The sequence below is a fragment of the Marinobacter sp. P4B1 genome (assembly GCF_001447135.1).
Lineage (GTDB): Bacteria > Pseudomonadota > Gammaproteobacteria > Pseudomonadales > Oleiphilaceae > Marinobacter > Marinobacter vinifirmus.
The window spans coordinates 122022-138750 of record NZ_LLXM01000011.1; the positions used below are offsets into that span (position 1 = coordinate 122022).

The 16729-nt window shown below is 57.2% G+C and carries 18 protein-coding genes; 9 read left to right on the forward strand and 9 right to left on the reverse strand.

The window, feature by feature from the left end; all coding sequences use genetic code 11:
* Positions 1-36: 36 nt before the first annotated feature.
* The 9 genes from AQ621_RS08305 to AQ621_RS08345 all read right to left on the reverse strand — a co-directional run bounded on the left by AQ621_RS08305 (position 37) and on the right by AQ621_RS08345 (position 8645).
* Entirely contained in the window at positions 37-1404 is a 1368-nt protein-coding gene (locus tag AQ621_RS08305; RefSeq protein WP_058341084.1) for a sulfatase family protein, read from the reverse strand.
* Positions 1397-2332, reverse strand: a complete 936-nt coding sequence (locus AQ621_RS17545) for a hypothetical protein (protein WP_058341085.1) — start codon at positions 2330-2332, stop codon at positions 1397-1399. Before AQ621_RS17545 ends, AQ621_RS08305 begins: the two co-directional genes overlap by 8 nt.
* On the reverse strand, positions 2329-3444 hold the full coding sequence (locus AQ621_RS08315) for a His/Gly/Thr/Pro-type tRNA ligase C-terminal domain-containing protein (RefSeq protein ID WP_058341086.1): 1116 nt from the start codon (positions 3442-3444) through the stop codon (positions 2329-2331). The genes AQ621_RS17545 and AQ621_RS08315 overlap by 4 nt, the downstream gene beginning before the upstream one ends.
* Entirely contained in the window at positions 3441-4619 is a 1179-nt protein-coding gene (locus AQ621_RS08320) for a 3-dehydroquinate synthase (protein WP_058341087.1), read from the reverse strand. Before AQ621_RS08320 ends, AQ621_RS08315 begins: the two co-directional genes overlap by 4 nt.
* Positions 4616-5134 carry a VOC family protein gene (locus AQ621_RS08325; protein ID WP_058341088.1) on the reverse strand — a complete coding sequence of 173 codons (519 nt, stop codon included), beginning with the start codon at positions 5132-5134 and terminating at the stop codon, positions 4616-4618. Before AQ621_RS08325 ends, AQ621_RS08320 begins: the two co-directional genes overlap by 4 nt.
* The gene (locus tag AQ621_RS08330) at positions 5131-5910 is read right to left on the reverse strand and encodes an ABC transporter ATP-binding protein (protein ID WP_058341089.1); all 780 of its coding nucleotides are present in this window, start codon (positions 5908-5910) and stop codon (positions 5131-5133) included. The genes AQ621_RS08325 and AQ621_RS08330 overlap by 4 nt, the downstream gene beginning before the upstream one ends.
* Entirely contained in the window at positions 5900-6625 is a 726-nt protein-coding gene (locus AQ621_RS08335; RefSeq protein WP_058341090.1) for an ABC transporter permease, read from the reverse strand. The genes AQ621_RS08330 and AQ621_RS08335 overlap by 11 nt, the downstream gene beginning before the upstream one ends.
* A gap of 40 nt (positions 6626-6665) precedes the next feature.
* The gene (locus tag AQ621_RS08340; protein ID WP_058341091.1) at positions 6666-7706 is read right to left on the reverse strand and encodes an ABC transporter substrate-binding protein; all 1041 of its coding nucleotides are present in this window, start codon (positions 7704-7706) and stop codon (positions 6666-6668) included.
* A gap of 276 nt (positions 7707-7982) precedes the next feature.
* A complete protein-coding gene (locus AQ621_RS08345; protein ID WP_227508277.1) occupies positions 7983-8645 on the reverse strand; it encodes a S24 family peptidase in 663 nt (220 codons plus the stop codon).
* A gap of 138 nt (positions 8646-8783) precedes the next feature.
* Here AQ621_RS08345 and AQ621_RS08350 point away from each other — a divergent pair, with 138 nt between their 5' ends.
* The 9 genes from AQ621_RS08350 to AQ621_RS08390 all read left to right on the forward strand — a co-directional run bounded on the left by AQ621_RS08350 (position 8784) and on the right by AQ621_RS08390 (position 16692).
* On the forward strand, positions 8784-9020 hold the full coding sequence (locus AQ621_RS08350; protein WP_201785327.1) for a hypothetical protein: 237 nt from the start codon (positions 8784-8786) through the stop codon (positions 9018-9020).
* Between the two features lie 3 nt (positions 9021-9023).
* Positions 9024-10601, forward strand: coding sequence for a ParB family protein (locus AQ621_RS08355; protein WP_082640960.1), 1578 nt, complete (start codon positions 9024-9026; stop codon positions 10599-10601).
* Positions 10602-10606: 5 nt separating this feature from the next.
* Positions 10607-11212, forward strand: a complete 606-nt coding sequence (locus tag AQ621_RS08360) for a DUF2857 domain-containing protein (protein ID WP_058341092.1) — start codon at positions 10607-10609, stop codon at positions 11210-11212.
* Positions 11202-12485 carry an STY4528 family pathogenicity island replication protein gene (locus AQ621_RS08365; protein WP_082640962.1) on the forward strand — a complete coding sequence of 428 codons (1284 nt, stop codon included), beginning with the start codon at positions 11202-11204 and terminating at the stop codon, positions 12483-12485. Before AQ621_RS08360 ends, AQ621_RS08365 begins: the two co-directional genes overlap by 11 nt.
* 165 nt (positions 12486-12650) lie before the next feature.
* Complete coding sequence (locus AQ621_RS08370) at positions 12651-13424, forward strand: PFL_4669 family integrating conjugative element protein (RefSeq protein WP_058341094.1); 774 nt, start codon at positions 12651-12653, stop codon at positions 13422-13424.
* Positions 13425-13900: 476 nt separating this feature from the next.
* A complete protein-coding gene (gene parM, locus AQ621_RS08375; protein WP_058341095.1) occupies positions 13901-14923 on the forward strand; it encodes a ParM/StbA family protein in 1023 nt (340 codons plus the stop codon).
* A gap of 217 nt (positions 14924-15140) precedes the next feature.
* On the forward strand, positions 15141-15545 hold the full coding sequence (locus AQ621_RS08380; RefSeq protein ID WP_029133474.1) for an STY4534 family ICE replication protein: 405 nt from the start codon (positions 15141-15143) through the stop codon (positions 15543-15545).
* 104 nt (positions 15546-15649) lie between these two features.
* Positions 15650-16165, forward strand: a complete 516-nt coding sequence (gene radC / locus AQ621_RS08385; protein ID WP_058341096.1) for a RadC family protein — start codon at positions 15650-15652, stop codon at positions 16163-16165.
* A 98-nt stretch (positions 16166-16263) separates the two neighbouring features.
* Positions 16264-16692 (forward strand): DUF6573 family protein, encoded by a 429-nt coding sequence (locus AQ621_RS08390; RefSeq protein WP_058341097.1) that lies wholly within the window; start codon positions 16264-16266, stop codon positions 16690-16692.
* Positions 16693-16729 lie beyond the last annotated feature (37 nt).

Here is a 16729-nt window from a genome sequence, read left to right on the forward strand (position 1 = left end):
GCGTCGGGGGAAACTTTCGGGTGATGAAAAAGACCCTCATTTCTTCGCACCGGGCCGGACCAGGCCACGGTAGAATTCTGCAAGCTCGGGATCTCCGGGATAGTCGTTGAAGTCTACCCGCTGCTCCGAATCCAATAGGGGGTCGGGCTCGGTCGGCCCTAGTGCGTCGAGGCGCCACGCCTCTAGCTCGGCCGACAAGGCGGCGACCTGGTCGGGCAGGCGCTCCGAGATATCATCGAGTTCGAAAGGATCTGCTTCGAGATCATAGAGTTCGACGCGCTCAAGCGCTGCGGGACGAGCCAAGCCCGATTGCCGTGGATCGTAATGTTTGATCAGTTTCCAGCGCTCGTTTCTGAGTGCGCGCATGGCAGCGCCGCCATCTTGAATGCTAACGGTGAAACGCCGGTTCGGATTGGGGCCGAAGGGCGGCATCACGGCCCCGGTCGTTAGCCAGTCGGCCTCTATGCCGCATAGAGCCATCAATGTCGGCGCAACGTCATGATGCTGTACGAGGTCGCGGATACGACCGGTAACGCCGGATCTGAAATCGCGGACGATCATTGGAACATGCACGGTCGGTTCGTAGAGCAAGGAATGCTCGAACAGGACCTGGTGTTCGACCATTGCTTCGCCGTGGTCACCGAACATCACGACGATCGTATTTTCCAGGGCACCCGCCATCTCGAGGCCGGAGAACAGGCGCTCAAGTTCGTTGTCCAGGTAGAGGATAGAGCGGTCGTATTGCGCGATCAGTTCCGCGAACTGGCCGCTTATCTCATCCGCATAGCCCCGGCGCGGCAAATAGTCTCGGCCGTCGGGTGCCGATACTGCGTCCGGCAGCCAAAGGGGTAGTTCGGCGTCGTAGCGTTTTGGATAGTTGTACGGTAAGTGGGGGTCCCAGTAATGCAAGAAGGCGAACCAGGGGCCATCCAGCGCCTGTATGTTTGTCGACAGCATCCGGTCGGTGACCTGTTCGGCAAGGACGTGGTGATGGCGTAGGAACATACTGTCCGTGAGATTGATATATTCATGGAATCCACGCACGAACCAAGACGGATGCGAACCCATCTCCAAAAGATTGTCGATCGCGAGGGTGAAGTATCCGGCGTCGCGGAGTACCTCCGCCAGGACTGGGGCGGTATCGTCGAAGCGGACGGGCTTGTAGTTCGGGACATTCCAGGGGCTGGCCACGACCTTGCTACGGATCGGGTCGAGACCGCTCATGACGGAAGTGAAGGACGGTATGGTCCAGGGCGCGTGGCTTATGCAGCGCTCGAAAAGCACGGACCGTTCGGCGAATTTGTCGATGAAGGGGGATGTCGGCCTGTCGTACCCGTAGCATCCCAAATGATCCGCTCTCAGCGTGTCCAGACCCAGCATCAGAATGTTCGGTTTGCTATTCACTATCTCTGTCTCCTCTTCCTGGGAGTGACCACTCAAGTGTGTGCGCGACGGTGTTGCGCATGATTTCATCGAGAAGGACGAGTTGGCGCTCCAGTCTGTGATCTTCATTACAGAGCGTTCGTCGCAATTGGTTCGAATCGTCGAGGTCCAGCCAAGGAGGCGCGATCTCTATCAGCCAAAGTGTGCGATCGATGAAGTCGGCTTCATCGACGGCCGCCGTGACTTCCGTCGAGGGAGGCCCCTTTAACGACTGGAACAGAAATTGTCCCTCGCGTTCGCTCCCCAAGTCGGCGAGGAGCCGTCCGCGGGCGGCGGCCTCCATCTGTTGCAGACATTCGGAGCCCATCGAGGCCTCGACTAAATGTGGGATGTCGGGCATGAGCGCGAGGTGGGCATTGTGAACGAATGCAAGCAAAGCGGCTTCTGTGCCGGCGCGCAGGCCAGCGATAACCGCGGTTGCCAGAGCGTGCGCCGCCTGGCTTTCTGTCCAGGCGCCTTGATGCCGCACTCCGTCGGGACCCTCGTAGCCGGCGCGGGCGCGGAATACGAGATCGACGATGACTTCCGGCAGAATATTTGGGCTCAGGATGGGGAGATGGTTGCCTGGCCTGCGAGGCAAGGCGGCGTGCGTCGTGGAAGGCGCCATCGAACATAACGCGTTTGCCAAGTTCTCTCTGTCCGCAGCGCTCATTCGTTCGAAGTCGGACTTCGCAATCTCGCCGATTCGGGCCGCCGCCAATGTCTTCGCGATCATGCGGGCGACGAAATCATCGGGCGTCGTGTCTCGGCCGGAGAATGCCGCCGACATCGCGTCCAAGTAGAGTCTGTCAGCCAGGGTGACACCCTTGTCCAAACCTGGGCGTCGTTGCCCACCGAGCCTCTTGACGGATTGAACAAGCCGGTAGGTGCCGATGTCAAGGTTGTTCATTGTGCGAGACCCCGAAAGATATCCATGATCATGCTCGCGGCCCGCTCCGGGCCGACCTCGACCTCTCGTCGTTGGGGAGCACGCAGGCCGAAGCGGTCCCGTGTGCCCACGACGAGGCGGAACGGTATCCTGAATCTGTCCGAGTCGAAGAGTTTTCGACCGGCGCTTATGGGCCGATCGTCAACCAACACGGCGAGTTCCTGCTCGGACAGGGTCGAGATCGCCGCGTCTATCCGGCGCCGGGCGTCCGACGGTAACCGGCTTGCAACCGATACAACGTGTACGTGATAGGGAGCGACAGCCAAGGGCCACGGCTGGGAATCCGTCGATGCCAATACCCTGGCAAGCGCGTAGAGCGTCCGGTTGACGCTGAGCGAGAAACAGACCGTGCGCCCCCGAGACGCCGCACCCTTGGCCCCGCCGGGCACCAGGCCCAGCCGAACGGACGCTGCGTGTGTGAATTCGCACACTTGGCCGATACGGAACCTCTCGCCATCGTCGAATGTGACGGTCAGGTTGTGCGCGCTATATTCGCCCGCCGAATTCAGTGCCGGCACATCCCAGGAATACGTCAGGTTCAGGGAGGTGGTAGCTTGTTCAAGCAACTCGATAGCCTCCGCCGGTGGTTCGTGCTCGGCGATCCCGGTCCGGTAGGCAATGAGGTTTTCGTATTCGACCGAGTGGCGAAACCCACCGGACCCACCGGCCGCACGCCATTCCCGCGAAACCATCCAGACGGCGATGCCGTTCTGCGCGGGTATCCCCCTTTGAACCATGCGGCCGACGACTTCCGCCGTGTCGCTGATCAGACGCACTTGGCCGAGAAAGGGCGAAGATACGAGGCACTGAAAATCCTCGTAGTTGCCCGCGCCGGGCACATGCTGCTGAAGGGCGGAGAGCTGTATGGGTTCGAACCCCCTGGGTTCCACTAGGCGCTCGAATATCGCGATTAGATTCCGCCGCAACCGCGTTCCCGGCGGAAGATAGGAATAGACCTTGGACAAGGTTTTGGAGATGGCCCCGGCCTCAAGAAGAAGACGCTCGCCAGCGTCTTCGATGCCGCCGCCTGGCGGCGGCTGCCAAGGCATCGCGGATTGCAGGCTAATGCTCATGTAGCGAAACGTTCCCGCAGGCGGCCGATCGCTTCTAGTACAGTGTCCTCCTTGATCTCATGCACGTCCACACCGGTGCCGAGGTCCGACAGCAGGGTTATGGTCAAGCGGCCGCCGAGATGTTCCTGAAACTGCCGTAGGCCCTCGAGGACCGCGCGCCTCCCGTTCGCATCCTCTTTCAGCAGTGCGGGGTGCCAGAGAGAAAAGCCGAGTCGACTGAGAACATAGACTATGCGTTCGCAGTCGCTCGTGCTCAGCAGGCCGATCAGGGCGCTGTAGTGGGCATCGAGGGCCAGTCCGATCGCGACGGCCTCGCCATGACTAAGCTCGTATGCGGAAAGCACCTCCAAGCGGTGCGCCGCCCAATGGCCGAAGTCAAGCGGCCTCGAACTGCCGGTCTCGAAAGGGTCTCCCCCTTGCGATATTTGCGCCATGTGAAGTTCGGCGGAGCGTATGACCAATGCCTCCACGGACTCGAGTTCGAAATTGGCCAAGCGGTCGACTGCGCTTTCCAGGAACAGGAAAAACTCTCGGTCGCGAATCAAGGAAACCTTGACCGCTTCGGCCATCCCGGAAATCCGGTCGCGTGGCGGCAGCACGTCGAGAAAATCGAAATCATTCAACACGGCCCAAGGCGGCGCGAACGTACCGGTGAAATTCTTGCTGGAACCGAAATTGATGGCGTTCTTGACGCCCACCCCGGAGTCGCATTGCGCAAGAACCGTGGTCGGCATGCGGATGTGCCGAATCCCCCGATGCGCGGTCGCGGCGACAAAACCGACGAGATCGAGCAGCGAACCCCCGCCGATGCTGATCACATAGGAATGCCGATCGACGCCCAGAGTCTGAACCTTCTGCATCAATTTCCAGAAAAAACGGTCGCTGTCCTTCACTGACTCGCCGCCCGGCAGTGCGATTGGCGGGCAGATCAACTCCATGCCGGCGCTGTGGACATCCACGTGGCGAATGACCTTCGACATCAGATCAGGCACCACCTCGGCCAATCCAGCGTCCACGACAACGAGAATCTTGTGGCGCTTTTCCGGCTCCTGGATGCAAAGCGCGTTGATAAGCACATCGCTGTCTGGCGCCAGCAGGCCTCGTCCGAAGACCACGGGAAACTGGTAACGCGTGGTGAAATCCTGCCAATAGGTAACTGCAGCCCGATCCCTCATTGAACCTCTTTTCCCATTGTTTTCGATCCACCGAGTAACGGACTATCTGTCTCTATCAATTCAATGATCTCGCCGTCCGGACCCTTCAGATAAGCGATCCGGATTCGCGAACGTCGAGCATCCCCGAGGACCATCGTCTTCGGTGCGCCGTCCCAGTCAACGCCCTTTTCCCGGGCCCGGGCGGGCGCGTACGGATCGGCGCCGGCGGCCAGGGCCCGTACGTAGTCCGCATTGCAGTCGAGCGACGCAAAACACATGTGGTTGTAAGCGCGAACCGGAAAGTCCGGTGCGGGGGCGCCTGCGTCGGCGGGAAAGATCTCAATGAACGAGTTGGCGGAGAGACGCATGAATACGCCTCGGCCCGGAAAGCACTGCCCGGTATCGTCGATCACTTCGTTCCATTCGCTTGCGACTTCGGCGCCGAATGCCTGCGAATAAAAGCCGATCGATCTGTCCACATCCTCGGCGAAGATGCAGAAATGGTGAAGTTGTAAATGCGTTGACGAGGCACTCATGAAGCATCGCCCTCGCGTACCGCTAACCTCGTCCGCGACCCTCGGTCGCCGGGACTCTCTCCGCGCTTCACGGAGCCGAGATCATCCGCGAACGCCACGGTACCAAAGTGGGCTGCCAGGGACGGTTCGATAACCTCGACTGTTCCCCCTCCGCGCATGAACAAGACATGGCCGGGTCCCTGACGGACATGGTCGGTATTGTGGGAAGCGATCAGGCAACTCGCCCCGTTGGCCTCCAAGTAGTCCATAACCAGGGCCTGAATCTGACGCGAAGTCGCGTCGTCCAGCGCGCTGAAAGGTTCGTCCAAGAGCAGGCAGCGAGGTCGTACGGCCAGGCTGCGTAGGATTCCAACGCGCTGCCGCATGCCGCCGGAGAGTTGATGCGGCCAATCGAGACGGTTTGCGTACAGGCCCGCACGTTCAAGAAGTTCGCAGACGCGGTCGCTGATTTCGGCATCATCGCAGTTGGCGAATCGCAAGCCGGCCGCGACGTTTTCAAACACGGTCTTCCAGGGGAACAGCTTGTAGTTCTGCAATGAGATCGCCCGCGCTGGTCCAGGTTCGGCTACCTCCTTGCCATCCACGATGCAGGTGCCGGAATGAAGTCGATAATGACCGGCTACGATGCGTAGAAAAGAGCTCTTTCCGCCACCGCTCGGCCCTGTAAGCCACGCTATACGGGGTTGCGTTAGACGCAGGGAGATATCGTGCAGTATCCACCGGTCGTCCCACGAGAACTTGGCATTCCTCATTTCGAGCCAGAATTCACTCGACATGACCGTTGCCTTTCCGCCAAGGAGTAAGCCGTTCGCCGATCCACAGCATTCCCGCGTTCATGATCAGACCACAAACGCCGATTGCGGTCAGGTAAACGAAGAAACGCTCCATCTCAAGATTGAGACTGGCGATCTGAATTCCGTACCCGAGCCCCCCATAGCTGCCCACCATTTCGGCTGCGACAACGGAGAACCAGCCGATACCGATGCCGAGGCGGATGCCAGCTACCAGGGTTGGGGTCATGGAGGGCAGATAGACGTGCTGAATCCTGAATCGCCAATCCGCGCCAAGGCTGCGCGAAACCAGCACCAAATCCTGATCGATGCTGTCTAGCGCAAGGATAATGGAGACGATAACAGGAAAGAACACCGCGAACGCGACGATGGCGATGGCTGCGGAATCGCCGACCCCAAACAGCACCAACATCAGGGGAATCCAGGCGATCGGCGGGATGGGGCGGGTCAACTCGATCAGCCCGGCCAGCGAGGCTCTTACGATCGGGACGATGCAAAGAATGCCGACGGCAACGGAGCAGAAAATCCCTATGGTAGCGCCGACTAGGATGCGCCAAAGACTGGCGGACAAATCGAACCAGAGGCGCCCCTCCAGCGCCATCTCCCAGCCCCGCGCGATCACGTCGGATAGGGAGGGAATCACACCGTCAGGTGAGGGGAGTGTCGACCAGGCGACCAGAAGTAGTGCGACCCCCGCCATTCCCGCTTTACCGTGTCGTGCCGCCACTGGTTTATTTCGGTCAGTGCAGTTTGATGCGAGGGATAAGCGTTTCCGCTTCGCTACTCGTCCTCAGGATGGCTTTCATTGGTCCCATGTCCACGTAATCCGGATTCCGGATGTCGAGAGGGGCCTTGATTTTCTTACGACTGAACAGAAAGTCACTTGCCTGGTCGAAAATTGCGTAATCATCTTCCTCGAAAGTCATCCGGATATCCAAAAGTGATTTGGCGTTCAGGTTAGGTTCAATGGCTGCGGAGATATCTAGCGCTTGGGGCGAGATTTCGAGTGATGAGTCTTTGATGAATATCTGGTTCATTTCCTTGGGATGGGTCGCGTATTGGTGCCAAGACAAATAAAAAGCACGAAGAAAGCGCTCAAGCGCCTCGCTCCGGTTTTCGATCATATCGCGGCTTGCGACGACGACCGAGACAACCTTACCGCAATTAATCGTACGTGCGATCTGCCGGCTCTCGAATTGCGCAGGAAGAGGGTCAAAACCATACAACGCATCGATCGTAGTCCACCGGCCATCTTGCGCACCGCGTACGAGCAGCGCGGCCTGTTGTGCCATGTTCAAGTTGCCAAACTGAATTGTGTTCAGATCGACACCGGCATCCTGAATCGCCTTCAAGGCGATGCGTTCTGCCGCCGCGCCGACTGGGCCAGATATTGTTGCGCCAACCAGATCGCCTAGAGACTGAATATGAGATGTTGGCGGGACATACAGACAGGTGCGGTTGTACATCATGCGCGCAACAATCTTGTACGCGGAAGTTCGAGAAAGAAGCGCCACGGCGGGTTGATCTGCCGTTAGCAGGATATCTACCTCCCCAGCCAGCGCCGCTTGGTTCAGAGGTCCTCCGTAGGCAAAACCGAGATACTTAAGGTCGATCCCAACCAAGTTCGGAAGGTTTGTGTGTTTAAGGCCCATCACCAGCTGCCCTTGAGTTGCCCAAGGGGTTTGCCACCCCAAAACAATAGGTTGCGCACTTACACGTGCTACAAACATTATCGAACAAAAAATAAAGACGGCTATGAAGTGGAAGGGACCGTTGAACATTTATCTGAAACCCTTTATTGAATCGGAAGTTGCGAAAAATATATCTTATTTTTCATCGCTAAATAAAGATACTGCAGTTGAGTTCTTAAATTGGGAAGTCGAGATTCAACAGCAAACGTTTGCCGCTTAAATTTTGAGTGCTAATGCAAGTCCACCAGTATTGATAAGGCGCAAGCAAAGAAGGCCTTGATGGTGTCGATCGAGGTGACTTAACGGTTACTGAATAGCTTGCCACTATGATTGTTCCTCCCTGTTAAATGAAATGAGTAGAATTGTTCAAACCATCTCCCCCTTAAACACCACAACTCCACAAATTCGGGCATTCTGGTTGACCTCGATGATCCGATTTGGCCACTCCGGATTCAGCGCTTTCAGGTACTGACGGCCTTCCTCGACGATAAGTTGTTTGAAGGTGGCCTCTGCCGTGTCTTCAATCATCACGACCACATATTTCCCATGGATCGCGTCGACATGAGGGTCCACGAAAATCAGGTCGCCGTCATGGAATTTGGGTTCCATGCTGACGCCACGTACGCGCAGGACATAAGAATCGTTGCTGCAACTGACGGGGCAGGGTAGCAACTCCTGACCATATTGCGGTTGGAAACCCTCGGCGATTTCCATCCAATCTCCGGCCTGCACCCAGGAGATCACTGGGCATAGGCTGCGTATGTCCGGTCCGAGGTGGGCATTGACCTCCGTGCCGGCAATGTCCGACTGCTCCCATTCATCCCTGTGTGGTGCGTCCATCCAGCCCTCCTGCTTGTCCATTCCGCGTTCCAGCTTTTCCGCCAGATCGTCACCGATGCCTCGCGGAGTGCCTTTCTTTGTGCGCATCTGACGGCGGACCTGGCTGATATAGGAACTGTTGGTGCCGACGCGTTCGGCCAGTTTCGCAGCAGAGCCGGCTTCGGCAATCAGAAGCTCGAGATTCTTCAACCGAATTTTTTCTGGTATGCGCATCATGCAGGGAATATAGCAGAAATTTAGCATAAAGATAAACAATTAGTTGGCGAGTTAGCTTGCTGATAGATATGCATGGTGCTAATGTCCAGCACCATGAAGCTAAGGACATTTTTGAAATATGCCACCAAGCGGGAACGCGCCGAGTTGGCTACCGTTTGCAACGATTCAGTTGCTTATTTGTATCAGCTGGCTGGTAAGCACCGGCATGCGAGCCCGCAGATGGCGACACGAATTGAGCAGATCAGCCAGCGGGTGGCGGACCGATCAGGAGGGCGGCTTGAGCCGGTGCCGCGGGTAAGCCTGGTCCGTTACCCGGAGATATTCGTCGGCCTGCAGGGATGGGAATGACCAATGGCTGGCAAACCCACAACGCCGTCTGAGAATTTGTCGACCTCACAACCGGCAGAAGCAACTACCAGCCCGGCGCCACAGATGATCGACATCTCCCGAATCCAGCCATATGAGCATAATCCGCGTCACGGCCGCAATCCCGAATATGACCGGATCAGAGACTCGATTCGCAATACCGGTCTGGACCAACCTTTGGTGGTCACGCAGCGCCCAGAGGCGGCTGACTTTATCGTCCATGCCGGTGGTAATACGCGGCTGATCATACTGAAGGAGTTATTCGCCGAGACCGGTGATCAACGTTTTGCCGCAGTACCTTGCCTGCTCAAAGCCTGGTGCTGCGAATCTGATGTCCTGCTGGCGCATCTTCGGGAAAACGACCTGCGGGGAGGTCTTACCTTCATCGATAAGGCGCGCGCTGTTTGCGAAGCGCAAAAATTGCTTGCCGAAGAACTCGGTCTCGATGTGATCTCTCAAAGGCGTCTGGAAACAGAACTCCGCCGTGCCGGATATCGCATCACCCAGGCGCGTATTTCCCAGATGGCGTACACCGTCCATCGATTGTTACCCGTCATCCCCGTTGCACTCGAAGGCGGGCTCGGCAGGCCGCATGTCGAACGCATTCGCAGATTGGAGCGTGCCGCTCACAAGATTTGGCAGGATCGGTGTTCCGAGTCGGCAGAGGATTTCGAAGAGGTCTTCACGACACTATGCAAACGGTACGATAGCCCCGACTGGGATACAGATGTACTCCGCAGCGCTTTGGAATCTGAAATTGCTGCTGCATTGGATGTCAGCATTCATACCGTACGTGTGATGCTCGATGCCGAGATGGCCGGCAGGGAACTGGTGATTCCAGAGGCTGAAGTGGAACCGGATCCGAATGAGGAATCGTCAGAACTTGAGCGCCCTACAGACGAATCGTTCGATGCTGACCAGGATGATGGAGGTTCGCGTGTATCCAGTTCGGATCGAACATCCACTGATGAGTTACCACCGGAACTACGGGATCAGTCGAATCCCGGTAGTGCGCCGGATACTGGTCTTCTGGATGACGATGTCAAAGAGACTTCTGAGCCTGACACCGAGCTACCGAATCTCACCAACGATACCAGCCCGAACGATCTGAAGTCTTTGCGTGGTCGAGCCTGGACGCTTGCGACACGACTGGCCCAACGTAACGGTATGGCGGGCCTCGTTGAAGCGGTGTCCGGCAAAGGCTTGGGATTCGTATTACGCGATGTTCCAGATCCAACCCTGGCGGATCAGCTCGACGAGGATAGTTTGAGTCAGCTCACCATGCTGTGGTGGCAGTTGGCGGCTTGTGCGGAGATGACCTTTGCACCGCTCGGGGCCATGTTGCCGCTCCTGCCAGACGAGTCCATCCTTCGACGTGCACTCGAGACCGAAGATGCCGATCTGTTATTCAGCAGTATCTGGACACTGGATCCAGGTCACACCGGCTATCGGCTCTGGCGGCCGCTCGATGATCGGGATTGGCATGATTTGCTGGCCTTGATGGATACCTATCGACGTATCCGCCGTATCGCCGCGGAGACCGGTGTATCGGTCTGGGAGTAGAGGCGATGGAAAGCACGAAGGAATCCGATCTGGTCACCGCTGTACTGATGTATGCCATTCGCTGCCTGGCAGAAGGGGACCACGTGGCCCTGCAAAACATGAAATTCGGTCCACGGGAGATCGAGGCTCTGCGGGAGATGAACGTCTCGGACCTGTACCGTGTTGAATCGCTTCGTGCCCACTGTCTGGATATCGCCCTGAACCGGCAGGTGTACTGGCCGATGATCGATCACCTGCGGGTGCAGCGGGAATCGGAAGAAACCCTGCAGTCGCTGATCGCAGCTGATGCGCCGCATGAGATGCTGTTGATCCTGTTCGGATTGAATGCCCGTGATTACGGTCGACTAAGGCGTACTCTGTCTGTGAGCCCTTCAGTCGGACGCCCCCCCGAAGCCGATGAAGAAAGTTCCCACCGACTCTGGCAGGCCTGGTCGAGCCGGGTCGATGGGGAGACAACTGGATTACTCGCGCCCAAGGATTACCTGGAACTCCACCGGGAGACCGGGGTGCCGATGCGCGCCATCTGGAACCTGACCCAGCGATGGACCCAGTACGGAAACCTGACCGGCCAGAATGACGATGGTGCCGCTCAGGTAGGTGATGATGGATGAGCAGACAGGCGTCATTCGTCCGGAAACACTCGCCCTCGATAAACTGATCAAGGCCACCATCGATCGTGTGGAGGCATCACGCGATGGCGGTGCTGCCGATACGGTCCTTTTCCTCGGAAACCGGCACCAGTCTTTTCCCACTGCGGTAATCCGCGATCCGGTACTCGAGCCAGTCGACAAACTGGTGTGGATGGTCATCATGTTGGCGGTGCGGGAGACAGGGGCTAATGCCGCTTTTCCGAGTTATGAGACCATTTCCCGCCTGGCCAATGTTTCATCGCGTTCTACGATAGCTCGTGCGATTGCCATCCTGCGTGCCTCGCGCTGGTTGACCCTCTGTGGACGTATGCGTAAAGCGAGCGGACGGTTTCGCGGTAACGTCTATGCACTGCATGATGAGCCCCTGCCACTGGCCGATGTGATTCACCTGGATGGCGACTACATGGCCTTTCTGAACAAGGCCGTGAGCCATGGTCATGCCCGGGTGCGTACCGTGGCTAAGGGCGTGTTGGCGTCCATTGATGAGGATGTCAGGGGCGGGCGTGACGTATGCGCCCTGGAGCATCCAATCGAACGGCGGTTGCAGTCAGCGGTGAGCACAGGTAACGAAAGAGTACGCCGGTTCTTCTCGTTTACCCGCGATGCTATCCAGCAGATTCGTCAAGATTCTATGGGCAACAGTCAGGCGCGGGATCACCGTGACCAAAATTCGAACTCGGTTGAGACCCGAGTTCAAAAATCGAATGCACATAAATCGAACTCAGGTTGTAGTAGTAGTAATAATAAAAAAACAACAACTACTACTTCTGGTGAAGATGCGTCGAAATTTATGCATGCCGGTGAGCATGATGAGCCGCTGGTATATCCGCGGCGTCTGGGCGAGAACCAGCGAGACATCGCAAACCGCTATCTTTCCAAACTCGCCCCAGCGGATCGCCAGCCGATTCTTGATGAGCTGGAGGGACGGTTCCAGGCCGAGCAAAAGGGTATGAAACCGGTCTATGACGAGATCAGCTTCCTGTTCCGTCTCTGTGAACGGATGAAATCCGGCGAGTTTGTGCCCAATCTCGGCATCAAGGTACGGGATGCCCGGCACGCGCGGGAGATTCAGCGTCAACAGGTAGCATGCCATGACACAGCCACGGAACCGAAGGAGACTGAGGAGCAACGCCAGAAGCGCATGGCGCTGGCAAAAGTACGGATGGATGAAATGCGGAAGGCGTTGGGAATGCCAATAGATAAGGGGCCATCGTCCGAACCTAACGAGACATAAAGTCTCCCCTAGGTGATTCCACTGGAATCACCTGCCGAAATTCCAACTCATTACAGAACCCTCCCATTTGTCGACGGGGTTTTCCCTTGTTCATAACGAGTGCGCATGCGTTTATACGCGCAAACTCATGCAACTCTATCGACAGAGGGGGGAGCCCGACAACCTATGACCACGGAAAACCCGATCCCCAAACCGGCCGATGCCGACAAACTGGGTCCACTGCGTGGCCAGGTCTGGCTGACGCTGCAGACGAACCAGGCGCGTCGGCTTATTCGTGGTCGAAACGGCACGAAAGGACAATCACCGATCATTGGCCTGGGGCTCTTCGCTGAGCGGCTGCGACTGATCTGGCAGGCGTCGCGCAATGGTGATCCATACGCAGACTGGTGGCTAATCAAAGTACATGAAGCCATTGAGGAGCGGGAGGCGCTATTCCTGCGTCTCCAGCGGGATCTGGATGAGCGGTTGACACAGATGGGTTCGATAGAGGTCGCGGTCGCCGAGTCTGAGCGGCCCTACCGGATGCCTCTACAGTTCGCGAACCCCTATGCTTATCAGGCTGCACGCCTCGTATCGACATACGATACCCTGGTTTGTGCCGCGCTAACCGCCGGCCACATCGGTGTGCTGGACCGTGCATCACGCGACCACGTCATAGAGTTGGGCGCACGCAAGATCCGCGGTCTGTTCATGATTCCCCAAGGTTATCGCTTTCTGCGCATCGAGCGATCCGATATCCAGAAAGACAACGACAAAAATACACAGGCTGTACAGTTCATGGGAGTAGTTCCCGATGATGTATTGAGTGGCAAACGTCGTGCACAGATGGCGCCGATTCAACGTCATTTGTCATCAGGATTCTCCAGGAATCTCGGACTGCATTCCGCACCCTCCACACCGACCACAGCTCCTTCCTCTGACGAAAACGACGACACGTGATGTGTCGGGTTTCCTCTGGTGTGCCAGGTACGTGTCTCCATAATCCTGAGCTTGTTTGAAGTCAGTGGGGCCGTCTTGTTATGGCAAAAGCACAACCTGGAACCCGAGTCACCATACAGCTTGATCCTCGTGTGGCGCTGGAGTCCGTCCTGCTGAACCGACACAGACAAGTGCCGGCTAACCGCCGGCAGGAATGGTTGCGTGGGTTGCTGGTTCAGGGATTTAGATCCGAGATCGAATCGCTACGCAGTACATCTGACGATTCGAAACGCGATTCGACTACGGCATTTACGAAGTCGATGCCCCGGTCGCCGCGAAGGACTGCCGGACTTCCTGAATCGGTGCCTGCGGTTGTGAACGCTGAGCCAGTGTCGGCCACGGAGGGTACGAAACCCTTTGCGGCGCTAGGCAAGGTGATGGGCTAGGGCAGGCAACCAACAAACATACTCGATAACGAATCAGAGGATTAAAAATATATGGCTGACGCAAGCTCAATAAATCCCATCCCGGTTGGCCTCGACGATGGCTATGCATTCACCAAGATCGCACTTCCGGACGGCCGGTTACTCGCGATTCCTTCACGTGCTCGCGTGGGCCAGTCCGGTGTGACCTGGATCCATGAGGCCGAACAACGCATCTCTGAGTACGAGACAGAGGATACCGTGTATTCGGTTGGTGCCCTGGACGGTGCGCCCACGCATTTTGAGGGCTACCCGTGGTCTGGTCTGAACCGAGCAGTTGTTCAGCACGCCCTGCAGCAGGCCGGACTTGCTGGAAAGAGTGTGCATGCAGTGTCCGGTTTGCCTGTCAGTTCCTTCTACCGCAAGAGCGGTGAGCATCGGCAGGAAACCATTGCCAGGAAGCGCGATAGCCTCAAGCAGGCAGTTCGTCCACTTTCTGGTGCGCTGCCAGCGGGTATAGCGTTCCATGAGGTGATACCTGAGGCCTTGGCCGCCTGGTACGACTACGTGATCGTCGAACTGGAGGACGGCGTCACTCTCGATGCGGATCGTGTCTCCGTTCCGGTTGCCATCGTCGACATCGGTGGACGCACGACAGACTACGTCGTGGTAAAGGACCAGGGCATCTTACATGCCTCTTCTGGTTCCCTGCAGTGTGGAATGTTGAACGTGAAACAGAGTGTGGCCGATGGAATCCAGGAACGCTTCGATCTGGAGTCACTCAGCGAGCAACTGGTATCCCAGGCGGTGGAGCACAAGACTGTTCGTCTTCAAGGTGAGGCGCACGATGTTGCCGCGTTAGTTGAGGCAGCCATGCGCGAGGTCGTGGAACGCATTCATGACGAGACTCGCCGGCAACTGGGGTTAGGCATCGAGTTGGATCGTGTGCTGTTCGTCGGTGGTGGGACCGTGGCACTGTCTAAACACATCGCCAACTGGTTCCCGCATCAAGCGATTGCTGAACATCCTGCGTTTGCCAATGCACGCGGCATGCTTAAGTACCTGCGCTATGTCTGTGAGGCCTCTGATGCGGCTTGATTGTATTCGTTTTACTGGTTTTATCCGTCGTCACTGCGGTTCAGTGACAGTCGAGGCACCGTCGGGCCGTGCAATCGGTGCACAGCGACAGTTTTCTGTCGTCGGTCCTTTCTCAAGGGAGTGGAACCTGATTCCATTTCATTCACCCTGCCGGGCAAGCATCCCCGTCAGGGGCGCGCTTGTTCCGGGAGTTTTTAACCTCTAAGGAGCAAGTGCTATGTCAACCAACGAAACCAAGCAGTATTTCGACCTTCACACCACCGGCATCGGTTATCTCAATCGTGTCCGGGAGGTGACGCCCAAGGAAGGAGAGCCCTTCCTGAGTATCACCATCGCTGCCCTTCGTGGCAGTGTCGACAACGCCCAGTACACGCATTTCGAGTGTCGCGTGTCCGGCAAGCAGGCGCAGGAAATCGTGCGTCAGCTCAAGCCGGCCGTCGAGGGCAATCTGAAGGTACTGATCGGCTTCACACTCAGTGATCTCTTTGCCGAGTCCTTCACCTTCAAGAACGGGGACAAGGCCGGCGAGACCGGTATTAGCCTGAAGGCACGGCTACTGCGCATCGCGTGGGCCAAGGTCGACGGGCAACCGTTCTACACCGCACAAGAAGACGCGGCGTAACTTAACGTTTGGCCGGGTAACACCATGTTACCCGGCCACTTTCCACCCATCGGGGGATCATTCCTCCGAGGGACTGGTCTCCCTTTCTCCTGAGGAGATCAGTCATGAAGAAAACGGATGCGTCCGTAGAGGCGCTGGTAGAAGACCGTTTGTCCGGTTTGAAACCAGCAGACTTGAACGATGTGGAAAAGCAATCAGTGATCACACTGGCGATGAAGGTGTTGTCCATCAAACATCGGGCCGGCAGGGTTTTGAGTAAACCGGACGAGACGCGGGATTTCCTGCGTCTGCGCCTGGCAGACTACCGTAACGAAGTCTTCGGTTGCCTGTTTCTTGATAACCGTCACCGGATCATCGCTGTGCGTGAGCTGTTCCAGGGCACCATCGATGGCGCCTCGGTTTACCCGCGGGTCGTGGTGCAGCAGGCCATGGAGGTGAATGCCGCCGCAGTGGTCTTTTTTCACAATCATCCGTCGGGCGTTGCTGAGCCCAGTCATGCGGATGAGGCGATTACCCGCCGTCTGAAAGACGCACTTGCACTGGTTGATGTGCGGGTGCTTGACCACTTTGTGGTTTCGGCTGGCGAAAGCGTCTCTTTTGCAGAACGTGGACTGCTCTGAAGTCCAACACTTTTCTACAAACCCTGCCGGGGAAGCATCATCTTCTCCGGCTGGGGAGGAGGTGTGACCTGGTGTCTATCCATCACAGGAGAATACCCATGAGTAACATTTCCAATGAACAGTCCGCCGAAGCGGTTTTCGGTGAAGTTATTTCAACCTATACCCGTGCGCAGGCCATCGAGGACGGTGTGCTGATCGATGCGGGTTCCATGGCCAGTGAGGCCGGTTTCAAATGGCCTGTTGCGCTGACATCTGCAGTTTGGGCCGATTGCGTGGCCTGGACCGAGGATGACAGTGAACAGCAGGTGCATCAGGATCAGTCGGGTAGGCTTTGGGACGTCCTGTATATGGCGTCCCACGCCATACGCACCGCCAAAGATTCGGGCCACCGGCTTCTGTTCCAGCTGTATCGGGTAGCCCGTGACGGTCACTCGACCGAAGCGGTGCTGGTCACACTGAAGCTCATTGTCGGGCCAGGTGATCAGGGTGAACCCGTGATTACCATCCTCTTGCAAGAAGAGGATTGAAAATAGCCGGAATACTCCGGCATCTTACCCCTGGCCG